General features: G+C 63.7%; 12 protein-coding genes. 3 read left to right on the top strand and 9 right to left on the bottom strand.

What is annotated here, in order from left to right:
- The first annotated feature begins 80 nt into the window (after positions 1 to 80).
- Positions 81 to 2339, top strand: coding sequence for a vitamin B12-dependent ribonucleotide reductase (locus Q0K12_RS04775; RefSeq protein WP_297260626.1), 2259 nt, complete (start codon positions 81 to 83; stop codon positions 2337 to 2339).
- Positions 2340 to 2752: 413 nt separating this feature from the next.
- Complete coding sequence (locus Q0K12_RS04770; protein WP_297260625.1) at positions 2753 to 3253, top strand: metal-dependent hydrolase; 501 nt, start codon at positions 2753 to 2755, stop codon at positions 3251 to 3253.
- A gap of 517 nt (positions 3254 to 3770) precedes the next feature.
- Here Q0K12_RS04770 and Q0K12_RS04765 read toward each other — a convergent pair.
- The 9 genes from Q0K12_RS04765 to dnaE all read right to left on the bottom strand — a co-directional run bounded on the left by Q0K12_RS04765 (position 3771) and on the right by dnaE (position 14331).
- Positions 3771 to 4406 (bottom strand): protein phosphatase CheZ, encoded by a 636-nt coding sequence (locus Q0K12_RS04765; RefSeq protein WP_297260624.1) that lies wholly within the window; start codon positions 4404 to 4406, stop codon positions 3771 to 3773.
- 12 nt (positions 4407 to 4418) lie between these two features.
- Positions 4419 to 5402 carry a tol-pal system protein YbgF gene (ybgF, locus tag Q0K12_RS04760; protein WP_297260623.1) on the bottom strand — a complete coding sequence of 328 codons (984 nt, stop codon included), beginning with the start codon at positions 5400 to 5402 and terminating at the stop codon, positions 4419 to 4421.
- Between the two features lie 14 nt (positions 5403 to 5416).
- Entirely contained in the window at positions 5417 to 5620 is a 204-nt protein-coding gene (locus Q0K12_RS04755) for a PLD nuclease N-terminal domain-containing protein (protein WP_297260622.1), read from the bottom strand.
- The gene (lspA, locus tag Q0K12_RS04750; protein ID WP_297260621.1) at positions 5617 to 6117 is read right to left on the bottom strand and encodes a signal peptidase II; all 501 of its coding nucleotides are present in this window, start codon (positions 6115 to 6117) and stop codon (positions 5617 to 5619) included. Before lspA ends, Q0K12_RS04755 begins: the two co-directional genes overlap by 4 nt.
- Positions 6117 to 8930: an isoleucine--tRNA ligase gene (gene ileS / locus Q0K12_RS04745; protein WP_297260620.1), complete on the bottom strand. Its 2814-nt coding sequence runs from the start codon at positions 8928 to 8930 to the stop codon at positions 6117 to 6119. Before ileS ends, lspA begins: the two co-directional genes overlap by 1 nt.
- Positions 8931 to 9338: 408 nt before the next feature.
- On the bottom strand, positions 9339 to 10187 hold the full coding sequence (locus tag Q0K12_RS04740; RefSeq protein WP_297260619.1) for a WcbI family polysaccharide biosynthesis putative acetyltransferase: 849 nt from the start codon (positions 10185 to 10187) through the stop codon (positions 9339 to 9341).
- A 14-nt stretch (positions 10188 to 10201) separates the two neighbouring features.
- Positions 10202 to 10615 (bottom strand): 6-carboxytetrahydropterin synthase QueD, encoded by a 414-nt coding sequence (queD, locus tag Q0K12_RS04735; protein ID WP_297260618.1) that lies wholly within the window; start codon positions 10613 to 10615, stop codon positions 10202 to 10204.
- Positions 10612 to 10770: a hypothetical protein gene (locus Q0K12_RS04730; protein ID WP_297260617.1), complete on the bottom strand. Its 159-nt coding sequence runs from the start codon at positions 10768 to 10770 to the stop codon at positions 10612 to 10614. The genes queD and Q0K12_RS04730 overlap by 4 nt, the downstream gene beginning before the upstream one ends.
- A gap of 84 nt (positions 10771 to 10854) precedes the next feature.
- Positions 10855 to 14331, bottom strand: a complete 3477-nt coding sequence (gene dnaE / locus Q0K12_RS04725) for a DNA polymerase III subunit alpha (RefSeq protein ID WP_297260616.1) — start codon at positions 14329 to 14331, stop codon at positions 10855 to 10857.
- A 305-nt stretch (positions 14332 to 14636) separates the two neighbouring features.
- Between dnaE and Q0K12_RS04720 the strand changes: the two genes are divergently transcribed.
- The gene (locus Q0K12_RS04720; protein ID WP_297260615.1) at positions 14637 to 15890 is read left to right on the top strand and encodes a radical SAM protein; all 1254 of its coding nucleotides are present in this window, start codon (positions 14637 to 14639) and stop codon (positions 15888 to 15890) included.
- Positions 15891 to 16332 lie beyond the last annotated feature (442 nt).

Here is a 16332-nt window from a genome sequence, read left to right as displayed (position 1 = left end):
AATGCGTCGGCAGGCGTCGTGCGGTTTATCGGCAGGGGCAAGGCTGCTTCCACCACCTTACGAACAAAGAAGGGATGTCCATGATTCCCATGCCTGAACAGCTGCCGCATCCGCAGCTTACGCCCAATATCGAGGTTGTTCTGAAAAAGCGTTACTTGCGCAAAAGCCCTGACGGGCTGTCCATCGAGGAACCCCGCGATCTCTTCTGGCGGGTCGCCGCAGCCATCGCCGCCGTGGACGGAGACTACAAGGCCACGCTGGAAGAGCAGTCCGCTCTGGCCCGTCGCTTTTATGACCTCATGACTTCCTGGCGCTTTTTGCCCAATTCGCCCACGCTCATGAACGCGGGCACGGAGCTGGGGCAGCTTTCCGCCTGCTTCGTGTTGCCGGTGGGCGACTCCATCGAGGAGATCTTCGATGCCGTCAAGTACGCGGCCATGATCCACAAGTCCGGCGGGGGCACCGGGTTTTCTTTCTCGCGCCTGCGGCCCAAGGCCAGCCGGGTGGGCTCCACGGGCGGCGTGGCGTCCGGGCCGGTGTCCTTCCTGCGCATCTTCAATACGGCCACGGAGCAGGTCAAGCAGGGCGGCACGCGGCGCGGCGCCAACATGGGCATCCTGCGCGTGGATCATCCCGACATCGTGGAATTCATCCGCGCCAAGGAAAAAGACGGGGAATTCAACAACTTCAATCTGTCCGTGGGCCTGACCGAAACCTTCATGCAGGCGGTGGAGGCGGACGGGGAATACGAATTGCGCTCCCCGCAAAACGGCGAGGTGTTCAAGCGCCTGCGCGCGCGAGAGATCTTCGACCTGCTCGTACGCAAGGCCTGGGAATCCGGCGATCCGGGCATAATTTTTCTGGACCGCATCAATCGTGACAACCCGACCCCGGAGCAGGGAGAGATCGAGTCCACCAATCCCTGCGGCGAGCAGCCCCTGCTGCCGTATGAGGCCTGCAACCTCGGCTCCATCAACCTGGCCTGTTTCTACCGGCCCGGCCACAATGAGGATGCCGTGCCCGCCGACGGCGGCATAGACTGGGATGCGCTGCGCGAGGTGGTGCATCTGGCCGTGCATTTCCTGGACAATGTGGTGGACGCTTCCCGCTTCCCGCTGGAGCGCATCGCCGAGACGGTGCGGCGTAACCGCAAGATCGGCCTTGGGGTCATGGGCTTTGCCGATCTGCTCTATCAGCTGGGCATCGCGTACGATTCCGAAGAGGGAACGGCGCTTGCCGAGCGCATCATGGCCTTCATCAACGACGAGGGCCACAAGGCTTCGGCGGAGCTGGCGCGTCTGCGCGGGCCCTTCCCGGCCTATGCGCACTCCACCTACGCCGCCCGTGGCGAAGGGCCGTACCGCAACGCCACGGTGACGACCATTGCCCCCACGGGCACGCTGTCGCTCATCGCGGGCTGTTCTTCCGGGGTGGAACCGCTCTTTGCCCTCTGCTTCACCCGCAATATCCTCGATGGGGAACGCCTGCTGGAAGTGAATCCCCACTTCGAGGCGGCAGTGCGTGAGGCGGGGCTCGATTCGGACGAACTCATGGAGCAGGTGCTGGAAAAGGGCTCCATCCGCGGCATGGGCAGTCTGCCCGCGGCCATGCGCCGCGTGTTCGTGACCGCTATGGACATAGAGCCCGTCTGGCACCTGCGCATGCAGGCCGCCTTCCAGCGGCATACGGACAACGCCGTCTCCAAGACCGTCAACCTGCCCCATTCCGCCACTGAGCAGGATATCCACGACATCTACTGGCTGGCCTACAAGGAAGGCTGCAAGGGCGTGACGGTCTACCGGGACGGCTGCAAGGCCGTACAGGTCCTGGCCACCGGCGAAGGCCAGCGCAAAATGGACGGCGAACCGGCAAAGTCGCCGGTCTCCGCTGTGCGCAAGCGCCCCGACGTGGTGCAGGGCTTCACCCAGAAGGTACAGACCGGTCTGGGCGCCATGTACCTGACCGTCAATGAGGTGGACGGCAAACCCTTTGAAGTCTTTGCCACCATCGGCAAATCCGGTCGTTCCATCACCGCCAAGGCCGAAGCCATCGGCCGTCTGGTCTCCCTTGCGCTGCGCTCCGGCGTGGAAGTGCGCGACATCGTGGCCCAGATCAAGGGCATCGGCGGCGAGCATCCCGTCTTCCGCGGCAAGGGCCTCCTGCTCTCCATCCCCGACGCCATCGCCTGGGTTCTGGAACGGCGTTACCTCAAGGACGAACAGCTCGGTATCGGCGTGACGGACATCGAACAACAGCACTGCCCGGAATGCAACGCCGTGCTGGTCTTTCAGGAAGGCTGCCTCATCTGCCCCACCTGCGGCTTTTCCCGTTGCGGCTAGGGCCTGGTGTGATACTGTGCGTTTTCCGCAGGGGGAAGGGGGACCCCCCGCCTCGCGCGGGTGGAGTCCCCCTTCCCCCTGCACCCCCAACCCCTCCCCGGCGCGCTTTAGAGCAATCCACATTGAAAATGTGGATTGCTCTGGTAGTCGCGAGAGCGACTACCCGCAACCGAACACACGGAAAAATCACGCTTTTTCCGCAGTGTGAGGGCAGCGTCAGCAGGGAAATTGGATACAATGCCAATGCGAATCCGCTCTAGAGCGTTTTGCCTTTGAAAAAGGCAAAACGCGAGGCGGCGCACAGTTCCATTGGGCCAAAAGCAAGCGGAAAGCCGCGCATTTCCGCGAAACGACAGGCCGTATGGCTTGGAACGCAAAACGTTTCAAACTAAGAATATTATAAAGGAAAACGCATGAAATGGATGACACATCAGGCGGCGGCGGTCGGTATGGCCCTGGTGCTGCATTTGCCGGTGGAGGGGGTGCTTGCCTCCTGTTTTGGGGCCGTGCTGCCGGACATGCTGGATCAGCGTGCCGCCCGGTTCACGCGTAATCCGCAGCGGACATTCAACCGCATCCATCGAGGGGTGACGCACTGGTTCGGCTGGTGGCTGGGGCTTTTTCTGGTGGCGAGCCTGCTGCCGCTGCCGCCGCACGGGCGTGCGCTGGTGCTGGGAGTAGGGTTTGGGGCCTTGAGCCATATCGTGCTGGACATGCTCAATCCCACCGGGGTGCCGCTGCATCCCTTCAGCCGCAAGAATCGTTTTTCCTTGCGGCTCTGCTCTACGGGCAGCGTCGGGGAGTATGTCTTTCTGGCGGCCATGCTGGGCTGTTTCGTGCTCTTTCTGGGGCCGCGTTTCTGGGACATCCTGCATCAGGCCGAACGCTGGGCCGGTCATGTGCTGCGCTTTTAGGGCGTTTTATCTTTGAAAAAGATAAAACGCGAGGCGGCGGCACAGCGCCGTCCGGCCAAAAGTGAGCGGAAAAACCGCGTTTTTTCCGCGAAACGCTAAGTCGTATGGTTTGAAACGCCAAGCGTTTCAAACAGGAAATGCCCAAGGCCCTCCCGCGCCAGCGGCGACCCAACGGGCGGCCGGAGGCCGTGCCCGTTGGAGTTTACTCATAAAACGTTCTGTATTTTGTGGAGAAATGTTTTTTGCATGGTTCGCCCCCTGGTAAAAGCGCGCTGGGGAAGGGATGGGGGGCTTGGGGGGAAGGGGAACCCCTCCCGCGCCGGCGGAGGGGTTCCCCTTCCCCCCAAAAAAAACTGCACACAGAGGCAGCACGCCATATGCAGAAAAGCCGCCGGGGTGACCGGCGGCTTTTCCGCAGTGTCAGGCATCACGCTATGGCGGGCAAGGATGCGGGGCCTGACGACGTTACAGGCGGCAGCCGGCCAGCAGCGGCTGCCGCCGTAGTGCCTTTTCGGGCTTACAGGCCAAGCTGGGCCAGCATGTCGTCGATGGCGCCCTGAGAGCAGCCGTCGGCGCTGGGGCCCTTGAGATGGCTGTTGGTCTGGCGGGAGTTGCGGAAGTCCTCCACGGCCTTGTTGACCTCCTCACGCAGTTCCTGCGCGTCCTTGGTCGGGTTCTTTTCCGCGCCGTCGAGGAAGAGGCCTGAGGAGACGTAGAGTTCCACCACCGTGCCCTCGATGCGGTTGAGGGCCTCCACGACCTTCTTGATGCGCTGGCCGGTGATGTCCTGAAAGCTCAGGGTGGTGATCACGTTGGTCAGGTCGTCGCCCAGATCGGTATTGATGGCCTTGAGGCGTTCTTTCTGCTCGGCGCTGGCGCTGCCGTTCAGAAGCGCCTCGATGAGTTCGGCGGACTCCATCTGCCGTTCCAGCTGTTTTTCCACCACTTCCAGGATGCTCATGGTCGCCTTTTCCGTGGCCTCCATGACTTCCCGCAGCTGATCCGAGGCTTCGTTGAAAAGATGGTCCGCCTCGTCACAGCCCAGCAGCTGGCCGCTGGTGGCTTCGGAAATCTGCTGATAGATGCGCTTGAGTCCTTCGCGCATATCGTCGTTGAGCTGACGGTAGACGCTCTGATGCTCTGCTCCGCTCATGGCATGCCTCCGCTACTTGTTGGTCTTGAGGAAGGTCTTGGCGCGGGCCGCTTCCGGCGAATTGGGATACTTCTTGATCAGTTCCTGCATGCGGGCCTTGGCGGCCGCCGTCTGCTTGATCTTGCTGAAGCAGATGCCCTGCTTGAGGTAGGCGCCCGGCGCGCGCGAGGACTTGCCGTATTTGGTGATGACCGTATCGTAGGCCAGGGCGGCATCGGCGAACTGATTGCGCTGGAAGTAGCATTCCGCCAGATGGTACTGCGCCTCGGCGGTCATGGTGTGATTGGGGTAGTTCTTGACGAAGTCCGAGAAGGACCGCTGAGCTTCCTCGTATTTGCGGTTGGTGAAGGCGTTGATCCCGGCGTCATACAGGGCCGTGGAAACGTCCTTCTTCGCTACCGGGGCCTGCTGGGGCTGCGGCGTGGGCTGGCCCCAGGTAGAGCCCTGATCCACGGCGGCGGCGGTTCCCGCGGCGGCCGCGCCGGTGGTCGCCGTGGCGGTGAGGGCGGTGCTGGGCTGGCCCCAGGTCTCGCCGGTGCCGGCAGCCGCGGCGGACTGCGGCGCGGTGGCGGAGGTCTGCCCCCAGCCGTCCGACAGGGCGGGAGCGGACGCCGGGGCCGGCGCGGGCGCGGCCGAAGCCGCCGGCAGGGCGGGCAGCGGGTCGCCCAGGTTCAGATTGAGGGCCATGCTGGTTTCCACCTGACGCAGGGCGGCGTCATGCTTGTTCAGGCGTTCCACCACGGCACGGGCGCCGCCCACTTGCTGCAGGTCGTAGACCTGCCCTTTGAGGGCCTGGACTTCCTGACGCAGGGCCTGCACCTGATTCCACATCTCCGCCTGCGCGGGCTGGAGCTGGCGCAGCTGGGAATCCTGCTGCTGCACGCGCTGTTCCAGATCCAGCGAGGACGAGGAGGACGAGCTGCCCGCCACGCAGCCGCTGATGAGCGATGCGCTGCACAGGAAGCCAAGGGCGGTAAGGAGTCGACTGTGTTTCATGAAGCACCTCGAATTTACGGAAAGGGGTCGCCGGCCTTGCGGCGACCGGTAAAAATGTACGCCAGCCCGCCAATCACGGGCACGAATACCACGAAAACCAGCCAGAGGGACCGCTGCAGCGGACTGGAAAACTGATGCCGCCAGATGTGCATGATGCTCCAGAAGGTCGGCAACATGGGCAGCAGGGCCAGCGGGATATGCCACCAGGCGAAGGTCATGGGCGATCCTCTTTTCCCGGGTCGGGGCGGGGAGACCGCCAGAGCAGCAGGCAGGCCAGGCCCGCCCCTATGCAGATGGCCATGTCCGCCACGTTGAAGGCGGGCCAGTGCCAGTCCCCCACATAGATGTCCAGAAAGTCCACCACGGCCCGGAAGCGTATACGGTCGACGAGGTTCCCCAGCGCTCCCCCCATGACGAGCCCCAGCGCCCGGAAGAGCCAGGGCTGTTCCTGCGCGGTGCGGACAAGCAGGATGATGGCGACCGCCGCCACCAGCGTGGCCAGCAGGAAGAGCCAGAACTGCCATTCGATGTCCGAGCGGTTGAGGAAGCCGAAGGCCGCCCCCCGGTTGCGGATGTTCACGAGATCCAGCAGACCGGGGATGACGGTGATGCTCTTGTGTTCAGGAATGGCGGCCAGCACCCAGAACTTGGTGAGCTGATCGAGCAGCAGCGCCAGCAGGGCGTAGCCGCCAAGCAGTCGGTAGCGGGTTCGCACTAGGACAGTTCCTTCATGACCGCCGTGCAGCGGGGGCAAAGGGTCGGATGGGCGGCATCCTGTCCCAGTTCCGTGCTGTAGATCCAGCAGCGTTCACACTTCTCGCCTTCCGCCTTGGCCACGCCCACGGCCAGCCCGGGCACGTCGCCGTCCTGCGGGGCCGTGGCGGGCGCTTCGGCCAGCGGGGCCAGCCGGATCTGCGAGACGATGCAGAATTCCCGCAGGTCCGCGTGCAGGCTCTCCACCCGTTCACGCAGTTCGTCGCTCACATAGAGCGTGACGCTCGTATCCAGCGAATGCCCGACCACGCCGTCCCGGCGCAGCGGCTCGATGGCGCGGGTCATGGCGCCGCGCACGGCCATGAGCACGTTCCAGTCGTCGCGCACGCCGTCTTCCAGCAGGAAGGGGCTGATGTCCGGCTCGGAGAGAGCGAAGACGGTGGGCGCTTCGTCGCGCAGGTCATTGGGCAGGGCAAGGTAGATCTCCTCCGCGGTGAAGGAGAGCACCGGGGCCATGTCCCGCATGAGCAGGCAGGTCAGGTGGTAGAGTGCCGTCTGCGCCGAGCGGCGTTCCCGGCTGTGGGGCGCCGAGGCGTAGAGCCGGTCTTTGAGGCCGTCCAGATAGACGCCGGACAGGTCGGTGGTGCAGTAATTGTGCAGGGAGTGGTAGACCTTGTGGAACTCGTAGTCCGTATAGGCCTGCTGGATGCGCTGATGCAGGCGGGCCGCCACGTCGAGGGCGTAGCGGTCCAGCGGCAGCAGGTCGGCGGCGGGCAGCAGATCCTTGCGGTGCAGGTCGGACAGGTTGCCGAGCATGAAGCGGGCCGTATTGCGGATGCGGCGGTAGGCGTCCACCAGCCGGCCGAGGATCTCGTCGGAGATGCGGACGTCTTCCCGGTATTCCACGGAGCTGACCCACAGACGGATGATCTCGGCCCCGAACTTGTCGATGAGTTCCTGCGGCGCGATGACGTTGCCCACGGACTTGGACATCTTGCGGCCGTTGCCGTCCACCACATAGCCGTGGGTGAGCACGGCCCGGTAGGGCGGCGTGCGGCGGGTGCCCTCGGCCGCCAGCAGCGAGCTGTGGAACCAGCCGCGATGCTGGTCCGAGCCTTCAAGGTAGAGATCGGCCGGGAAGGACAGTTCGGGACGGGCCTCCAGCACGGCGGCCCAGCTCGTCCCCGAATCGAACCAGACGTCGAGGATGTCGGTCTCCCGCTTCCAGTGGTTGCCGCCGCATTTGGGGCAGGTCAGCCCGGCGGGCACGATGTCCTCCAGCGGGGCTTCGTACCAGTAGTCGCAGCCCGTGGGATGCTTGGCGAAGCGTTCGCTCATGTCGCGCATCCAGGCGGCGTCGTTCCAGGCCTCGCCGCAGTCCTCGCAGAGCAGGGCCATGATGGGCACGCCCCATTGGCGCTGACGCGAGATGCACCAGTCCGGGCGGGATTCGATCATGTTGTAGATGCGGTCCCGGCCCCAGGCGGGGATCCAGCGCACCTTCTCGTCGATGGCCGTCAGGGCGCGGCGGCGCAGGTCGTTCTTTTCCATGCTGATGAACCACTGCGTGGTGGCCCGGAAGATGACCGGCTTCTTGCAGCGCCAGCAATGCGGGTAGGAGTGGGAGATGGTCCCCGCATCCAGCAGGTTGCCCACTTCCTTCAGTTTGTCGATGACCGGGGCATTGGCCTCAAAGACGTTGAGCCCCGCGAAGAATTCCACGCTGGGCAAAAAGCGGCCCGCGTCGTCCAGCGGCGAATAGATGTCCAGCCCGTAGGCCAGGCCCACCTCGTAGTCCTCCCGACCGTGGCCCGGCGCGGTATGCACGCAGCCCGTACCGGCGTCCAGGGTGACGTGGCGGCCCAGCACCAGCGGCGAGGGGCGGTCATAGAAGGGATGGCGGGCCGTGAGGCGTTCCAGCTTCTCGCCGGTGGTGCGGGCGATCTCGCGGACATCTTCCCAGCCGAAGCGGCGGGCGCAGCCTTCCAGCAGTTCGGCGGCCAGCAGATACTGCGCGCCCGCGGCCTCCACCAGCACGTATTCAAATTCGGGATGCAGGCAGACGGCCATATTGTCCGGCAGGGTCCAGGGCGTGGTCGTCCAGATGACCACGAAGGCCCGCGCCGGATCGGCCCCGGGCAGCACCTCGGCCAGCCGGGCGTCCGTCAGGGGGAAGCGTACGAAGACGGAAGGGGAGGTGTGGTCGGCGTACTCCACCTCCGCCTCGGCCAGCGCCGTGTGGCAGGAACAGCACCAGTAGATGGGTTTCTTGGCGCGGATGACGTTGCCCGCATCCACGAAGTTGGCGAGTTCGCGCGCGGTGGCCGCCTCGTAGGCGGGGGCCATGCTCATGTAGGGATGTTCCCAGTCGCCCAGCACGCCGAGGCGCTTGAATTCCTTGCGCTGAGTGTCGATCCACTTGCCGGCGTATTCCCGGCAGAGCTTGCGCACCACATGGGCGGGCAGTTCCTTCTTCTTTTCCTTGAGTTCCTGCTCGACCTTGAGTTCGATGGGCAGGCCGTGGCAGTCCCAGCCGGGCACATAGCGGGCTTCATGGCCCTGCATGTTGCGGGCCTTGATGATGATGTCCTTGAGGATCTTGTTGAGGGCCGTGCCCATGTGGATGTGGCCGTTGGCGTAGGGCGGGCCGTCATGCAGCACGAAGGGACCCATGTGGGTATCCCGCTCGATCATGGCGCGGCAGGCGTCGATGTCTTCCCAGTGCTTGAGCATCTGCGGTTCGCGCTGGGCAAGATTGGCCTTCATGGGGAAGGCGGTCTGGGGCAGATTCAGGGTCTTCTTGTAGTCGCTCATGCTGGCTCCCGAAGCGGATGGGGTGCTCCGTGCGGTTCCCTTGTTATGTCGCCTCCCGCGTATGGCCGACAAGGCCGCGCACAGGGCGCGACCGGCCATTCCGTCGGGGGCGGCTGTCATGACGTTGGCGTCGGGCCGCCGCAAAGGCTGACCCTGCCTGTTTTAGAGCATTGTGCCTTTGAAAAAGGCAAAATGCGAGGCGGCGGCACAGCGCCGCCCGGCCGAAAGTGAGCGGAAAAACCGCGCTTTTTCCGCGAAACGCCAGGCCGTATGGTTTGAAACGCCAAGTGTTTCAAACTGGGCCTGCTCTATAAGGCGATGATTTTCCGCAAAGACGCGCGCAAAGTCAAGGGATGACGGCGGCCGCCGGCACAGGAGGAGAGCGCCCCCGGCGAGCCGGGCCGGGGATCAGGCCTCGGGCGGCAGATGGGCCAGGAAGGCCAGCAGGTTGCCTTCGCCCGCGGCGCGGCAGCTCAGATAGCAGCGGGCGTAATCGGCGGCGGTCATCTGGCGGGCGAAGACCCGGTAGCGGCGCTGCCGGCCGGCAAAGGGCAGGGCAAGGCCGCCTTCGCTTTCCGGCAGGCCCAGGGCGGGCGGCAGGGGCAGCCAGAAATCTTCCTGCGGATGCGCATAGTCGCGGGCCACGCTGTCCGGCAGGCCTCCAAGGCCCAGCAGGCGCAGCACGCTGTCGGCCACATGCAGCACGAGCCGCCGGGCCGGATGGTTGACCGTGATGAAGAGCTGTTCCGTGCGCCAGTGCTCGCGCAGCAGCGGCGCGCAGCGAATGGGCGCGTTCCGCTCCTTCGCCTCTTCCCGCCGCAGGGATGCCTCGGCGATGTCGGCCGTCGCGCCGAAGAAGGACGGCCGGGAGCGTTCATAGACCAGGCTGGCTTCCAGCGGGGAAAGACCGCGCTGCAGCAGGCCTTCCAGCAGGGTGTCGGCAAAGTCCACGCCCGGCAGGCGCGTCCAGGTGGGCCAGTATCCCTGAAAGAAGAGATTGGGCAGCCGCAGCGCCTGACAGGAAGGCGGCAGGCGCTGCAGGATCTCGGCGCTGGAGAGTTCGCCCCATTTGGCGCCGAGCTCCTGATGCAGATAGAGGGCGCAGCCATCCAGCAGATCTTCCGGCAGGGCGGCACGCGTGTAGTTGAGCACATGCAGCACGCGAAACCGCCGGGCAAAGGCCGGAGTGGCTTCCAGCAGGGGACGCAGGGCCTCGCCCTGGCAATTGGCGTGCAGGAGGCAGAGTGCGCGCGGCATGGCTGCGGACGGGACTATTCGTCCCACTCAAGATAGGTGGCCGTCTGCCGGCCCTTTTCGGAAACGGACACGCCGGCCACGGCGACCTTGCGGGCCTGCGGGTCGGGGTGCCGCCGCAGCCGCTCGGCCACGCTCCGCCAGATGTGGCGGGCCAGGTTCTCCGACGAGGGATTGACGGCGTCGAAGGGCGGCGTTTCGTTGAGCACGCTGTGATCCAGCGTGTCCAGCGTTTCCTTGAGCACCTGCCGCAGCACCTTGAAGTCCAGCAGCAGTTCCGTGTCCGGCAGCAGTTCTTCGCCCTGAACGGTGAGTTCCACGCCGAAGTTGTGTCCGTGCAGATGTTCGCACTTGCCCTCGTAGTGCCGCAGGGCATGGGCGGAGCAGAATTCGTCCCGTACGGTGAGACGCCAGCATTTTTTTCTGTTCATTGGAGGATCCAGTACATGACGATGGCCGCCATGATCATGACGATGATGGCCAGGATGATGCGCGCGTTCTGATCCCATTCATAACTGGCGTCGCTGTCGGGATCGTCGTCCAGCGGCGGGGAGACAAGGTTCTGCAACCAGGAAAACAGGGACATGGCAGGCTCCTTCGGCTAAAGGGGGGAAATCGTCAAAAAGTCGTCCTGCGGGGACTGCATTCAAAAACCGTACCCCTTTGCGACTCATGACGCCCAGGCCGCCAGGGCCCTGTCCAGTTCCGGGCCGGGGGCCACCCGGAATTGCGGCCCGAGCTGCAGGAGGCAGCGGTAGCCGTCCAGCAGGACGACGGCCTGCGCTTCCACCTCGCCGGGATGGGCGGCCAGGATGTTCTTCAGGCTCAGGATATGCTCGCGTCCCAGCCGCTGGGCCGGGATCTGCACGCAAATGGGCTGATCGCTCTGGCCGCAGGCCTCGCGCAAAAGCCGCACGCTCTGGCCAAGCAGCTTGACGTCGCGGGGGGCCTCCTCGCCGTCCTCGTCGCTGTCGCGCGCGCTGTCCTCCTGCTTGTCCAGGCGGGCCCGCAGGCAAAGGGGTTGCTCGCTTTTCAGCAGTTCGCGCGCCTCGGCATAGGGCTTGGGGAAGAAGGTCACCTCGGCATGCCCGGTAAGGTCCTCGATGCTCACGAAGGCCATGCGCTCGCCCTTGGATTTGGTGATGACCTCCTTGATGCCGGTGACCAGCGCCGGGCAGGAAATCTCCGCGCCGGGGAAGAGGTCGCGCGCGTCTTCCAGCGTGCTCAGGCCGATGCGGCGGATCTCGCGGCTGAAGGGCTGCAAGGGGTGGCTCGTGAGGAAGAAGCCCAGGGCCTCCTTCTCAAAGCGCAGCTTCTCGTCATTGTCCCATTCGGGCATGGCGGCCTCCGGGCAGTCCATGCCGATGCCGGGCAGGGGGGCGGCTTCGGTGCGGGGGGCCAGCGCCAGCAGGGAGACCTGATTGGATTCCTTTTCCCTGGCCTTTTTCTGGGCCCGGGCCACCACGCCGTCCAGGGTGGCGATCATGGCGGCGCGGCTCACGCCGAGGCAGTCGCAGGCCCCGCCCTTGATGAGCGATTCCAGCACGCGCTTGGTGACCTTGCGCAGGTTGACCCGGCAGCAGAGATCCAGCAGGGAGGCGTACGCGCCGCCCTCGGCGCGGGCCTCCATGATCTCGCGGATGGCTTCGTCCCCCACGTTCTTGATGCCGCCAAGGCCGAAGACCACCTTGCCGTCCTTGGCCGAGAAGGCCCGCTGGCTGTCGTTGATGGACGGCTGCACCACGTCGATGCCCATGTCCTTGCAGCAGGAGACGTACTTGAGCAGCTTGTCCTGATTGCCCATTTCCGAGGTCATGAGCGCGGCCATGAATTCCACCTTGTGGTGCACCTTGAGGTAGGCCGTGAAGTAGGACACCAGCGCATAGGCGGCCGAATGGGACTTGTTGAAGCCGTAGGCCGCGAATTTTTCCATGAGGTCGAAGATCTCGTCGGCCTTTTCCCGGCCGATGCCGTTGGCCTTGGCCCCCTCCACGAACTTGACGCGCTCCTTGGCCATGGCCTCGGCCTTTTTCTTGCCCATGGCCCGCCGCAGCAGGTCGGCGCCGCCGAGGGTGTAGCTGGCGATGATCTGCGCGATCTGCATGACCTGTTCCTGATAGACGATGACGCCGTAGGTGTCCCGCAGGCAGTCGCTCAGGGAGTCGTGCGGATAGACGACCGGCACCTGCCCGTGCTTGCGCTTGATGAACTCGTCCACCATGCCCGAGCCCAGCGGGCCGGGCCGGTAGAGGGCCAGCATGGCGATGACGTCCTCGAAGCAGGAGGGCTTGAGCATGCGCAGGTACTGCCGCATGCCCGAACTTTCCACCTGGAAGACGCCGTCCGTGTCCCCGCGCGAATAAAGTTCGTAGGTGGCGGCGTCGGTCAGCGGCAGGTTGTCGAGGTCCGGCGGCGTTTGCCCCTGCAGGCTGATGTTGTCCAGCGTGTCCTGGATGAGGGTCATGGTCTTGAGGCCGAGGAAGTCGAACTTCACAAGGCCGGTCTGCTCGGTCATGGGGCCGTCGAACTGGGTGACGAGTTCGCCGCGCTTGCCCGTGTAGAGCGGCAGATATTCGTCCATGGGCTTGTCCGACACCACAAGGCCCGCCGCATGGGTGGAGGCGTGCCGCGCAAGGCCCTCCAGCCGCCGGGCCGTATCCAGCAGCTTTTTGACCTGCGGGTCGCTGTCGTAGAGCTTTTGCAGCTCCGGCTCGGCCTCCATCGCTTTGTTGATGGTCATCTTGAGGTCGTCGGGCACCATCTTGGCGATGCGGTCGGTCTCGGCAAAGCTCATGCCCAGGGCCCGGCCCACGTCGCGCACCACGCCCTTGGCCTTCATGGTGCCGAAGGTGGTGATCTGGGCCACGCTGTCCTTGCCGTAGGTATCGACCATGTGCTGGATGACTTCCACGCGGCGGCGTTCGCAGAAGTCCACGTCGATATCGGGCAGGCTCACGCGTTCGGCATTGAGGAAGCGCTCGAACAGCAGATTGTAGGGGATGGGGTCGAGGTTGGTGATGCGCAAAGCCCAGGCCACGAGGCTGCCCGCCGCCGAACCGCGCCCCGGCCCCACGGGGATGCCGTGGTCCTTGGCCCAGTTGATGAATTCCTGCACGATGAGGAAATAGCCCGGGAAGCCCATGTTGCAGATGACGTCCAGCTCGTAGCGCAGGCGCTCGCGGTAGGCATCCGCATCCACGGAGGCCGGGTCGGGATGCTTTTGCAGGCGCAGTTCCAGGCCTTCTTCGGCCAGCCGGCGGAATTCCGACTCCAGCGTGGCCCCTTCGGGCAGGGGATAGACCGGGAAATAGTGGTGGCCGAAATCCAGCTCCACGTTGCACTGTTCGGCGATGCGCATGGTATTGGCCAGCGCTTCCGGCACATGGCCGAAGGCGGCTTCCATCTCCTCGGCGCTCTTGTAATAGAGTTCCGTGGTCTCGAAGCGCATGTGCTTGGGATCGTCCATGGTGGTCTGCGTCTGGATGCAGAGCAGCACCTCGTGGGCCTCCACGTCGCCGGCATCGAGGTAGTGACAGTCGTTGGTGGCCACCAGCGGCAGATGGAGCTGTTCGGCGATCTCCATGAGGCCGTTGTTGACCGTCACCTGTTCCTGCAGGCCGTTGGACTGCAGTTCCAGATAGAAGCGGCCGGGGTAGATGTCCGCGTATTCCCGGGCCAGCGCGAGGGCCTTGTCCATGTCGCCGGCCTGGATGGCGCGCGGCACTTCGCCCGCGATGCAGGCCGAAAGGCAGATGAGCCCCTCGGCATACTGGCGCAGCAGCGGCTTGTCCACGCGCGGCTTGTAATGGAAGCCCTCCAGAAAGCCCTTGGTCACCAGCTTGACGAGGTTGTGATAGCCCGTCTCGTTCTGGGCCAGCAGGATGAGATGGTTCCGCTTGCGGGCCAGTTCGGACGTCTTGTCGAAATGGTCATGGCAGACGTAGACCTCGCAGCCGAAGATGGGCTTGATGCCGACGTCGGCGCACTGCTTGGCGAAGTAGGCCGCGCCGTACATGTTGCCGTGATCGGTGATGGCGCAGGCGGGCATGCCGAAATCCTTGGCGCGGTTGCACAGATCCTTGAGGCGGATGGCCCCGTCCAGCAGGCTGTATTCGGTATGGCAGTGCAGATGCACGAAATCGGACATGCGGCGTTCCTCGGCCGGATTTTCCCGGCGGCTGGGGATGAAGGGGAAAGGCGGCGCGGATACGCCGTGGGGAAAGAAATTAGCATGCCTCGTTCCGCGGCTCAAGGCGCGGGAAAAGCGGTCCGTCCGCCGAAAAAAACTTTACAAAACTATTTAACTAGTTTTATTGTTGCAAAGGCTTCTCCCTGAACGCCCCGGCGTCGGCAAAGCAGGCGCAGGCCAGAGGCGGGAAAGCTCCATCTTACATGCCGTGCGGCATGGGCGGGAAGGCAACTCGCACATGACCGGCGGCGACAGGGGGCAGTATGAGCATCATTACGGATCTGACGCGGATGTGGCTTACACGATCGACACGCCCGTTCACCTTCACAAAGGAATACGACCAGACGCTTCCCTATGCCGAATGCGCCGACCTTGGCCTGTATGTCCATATCCCGTTCTGCAGAAGCGTCTGCAATTTTTGCCCGTATTGCAAACGGCCATATGTCAGGGAGCTTTGCGAAAGGTATATCGATTCCCTGCTCAAAGAGATAGAGATGGTGGGCGGCCGGCAGCCGGGAAGAAAGCGTGTGACGAGCCTGTATTTCGGCGGCGGCACGCCCGCTCTGGCCGTTGACCGCATCGGGGAGATCAGGGAAGCGCTGGAAAGGCATTTTCTCATCACCGATGGCGTGGGGCTGGAACTGCATCCCGACGATGTGACGCCGGACGTCCTGCGCAGGCTGAAGGAAGCGGGCGTCACCAGGATCAGCATCGGCATCCAGTCCTTCCAGGCTACGTACCAGAAGCTTCTGGGCCGGAAGCCCGTGGACAAAAAGATGTTGCGGCAGGCGCTGGATGCGGTGCCCTTTGCGACCGTATCCGTGGACCTCATCTTCGCGCTTCCCGGCCAGCGGTACGAGGACTTGCGCGCGGATATCGACGAAGCCGTCGCGTGCGGGGCAAATCATGTGGCCATATACCCCTTCATCGATTTCACCTGTACGTCGAGCCCTGTCCCCGCCATGCCCAAACGGGAGAAGCGCGAGCTGCTGGACGCCATCACCCGCTATTGTCTGGGCAAGGGCTGGCGCCGCAATTCCATCTGGACGTTCTCCTGCTCGCCGGACGTCGCGTACTCCTCCATGACGCGGGACAACTTCCTCGGTTTCGGCTGTTCCGCAACGACTCTGCTTAACGAACAGTTCAAGATCAACACCTTTGATGTGGAGGCCTATTGCGCGCGTATTGCCGACGGAAAGCTCCCCACGTCCCTCACCCTTCGCTTCACGCGGCGGCAGCGGATGCTGTACTGGCTGTTCTGGACGGCATACGGCACCCGCGTGCGGGCAGCGGACTTTGAACGCTTTTTCGGCGTGCCGCTGAAAAAGATGTATGGCGGCGAACTCCGGCTGGCAAAACTGCTGGGCTTTGTGACGGAAGCCGGCGGAACGTACGCCCTGACCCTGAAAGGAGCGTTCTTCTACCATTATTATGAAAATTTTTACACATTGGCCTATATCGACAAGATGTGGGGAATATTGCGCGGGAACGCATTCCCGGAGCGCATCGAATTGTAGGCTAGCCCGCGCCCTTTCCCCCGGACACACGGCGAATGGCGGCAACGGCCCCTGACGGACACGCCCTGCGGCAAGATGCGGTGTTCCCTGTCATGGATGCGGCGTGGAGAGGAAAGCCGCATGCCTCGTCGCGCGGCTCAAGGGCGAAAAGGGCTGACGTCGCACGAGGAACCTTGACTGGACTTTTTTGTTGGTTTTATACGTACGCGAATTATCATAGAGCATTTTTGGTTTGAAACGCTTGGCGTTTCAAACCATACGGCCTGGCGTTTCGCGGAAAAAGCGCGGTTTTTCCGCTCACTTTGGGCCGGGCGGCGCTGTGCCGCCGCCTCGCATTTTGCCTTTTCAAAGGCAAAATGCTCTAGGGTCAGGACTCATTATCAGGCAATATGTTCTGACTGAGATATTTTTATAACTTGTTGTAAAATAAATACTTATTTTT

This window comes from uncultured Desulfovibrio sp., assembly GCF_944324525.1.
GTDB lineage: Bacteria > Desulfobacterota > Desulfovibrionia > Desulfovibrionales > Desulfovibrionaceae > Desulfovibrio.
This window is presented reverse-complemented; position numbering and strand designations above follow the sequence as displayed.

What these genes read in the sequence shown, in the direction of transcription:
- dnaE (WP_297260616.1), bottom strand. Translation starts at nt 14,331, where the DNA reads ATGTCCGATTTCGTGCATCTGCACTGCCATACCGAATACAGCCTGCTG.
- Q0K12_RS04720 (WP_297260615.1), top strand. Translation starts at nt 14,637, where the DNA reads ATGAGCATCATTACGGATCTGACGCGGATGTGGCTTACACGATCGACA.
- queD (WP_297260618.1), bottom strand. Translation starts at nt 10,615, where the DNA reads ATGAACAGAAAAAAATGCTGGCGTCTCACCGTACGGGACGAATTCTGC.
- Q0K12_RS04755 (WP_297260622.1), bottom strand. Translation starts at nt 5,620, where the DNA reads ATGACCTTCGCCTGGTGGCATATCCCGCTGGCCCTGCTGCCCATGTTG.
- Q0K12_RS04770 (WP_297260625.1), top strand. Translation starts at nt 2,753, where the DNA reads ATGAAATGGATGACACATCAGGCGGCGGCGGTCGGTATGGCCCTGGTG.
- ileS (WP_297260620.1), bottom strand. Translation starts at nt 8,930, where the DNA reads ATGAGCGACTACAAGAAGACCCTGAATCTGCCCCAGACCGCCTTCCCC.
- Q0K12_RS04765 (WP_297260624.1), bottom strand. Translation starts at nt 4,406, where the DNA reads ATGAGCGGAGCAGAGCATCAGAGCGTCTACCGTCAGCTCAACGACGAT.
- Q0K12_RS04775 (WP_297260626.1), top strand. Translation starts at nt 81, where the DNA reads ATGATTCCCATGCCTGAACAGCTGCCGCATCCGCAGCTTACGCCCAAT.
- ybgF (WP_297260623.1), bottom strand. Translation starts at nt 5,402, where the DNA reads ATGAAACACAGTCGACTCCTTACCGCCCTTGGCTTCCTGTGCAGCGCA.
- Q0K12_RS04740 (WP_297260619.1), bottom strand. Translation starts at nt 10,187, where the DNA reads ATGCCGCGCGCACTCTGCCTCCTGCACGCCAATTGCCAGGGCGAGGCC.
- Q0K12_RS04730 (WP_297260617.1), bottom strand. Translation starts at nt 10,770, where the DNA reads ATGTCCCTGTTTTCCTGGTTGCAGAACCTTGTCTCCCCGCCGCTGGAC.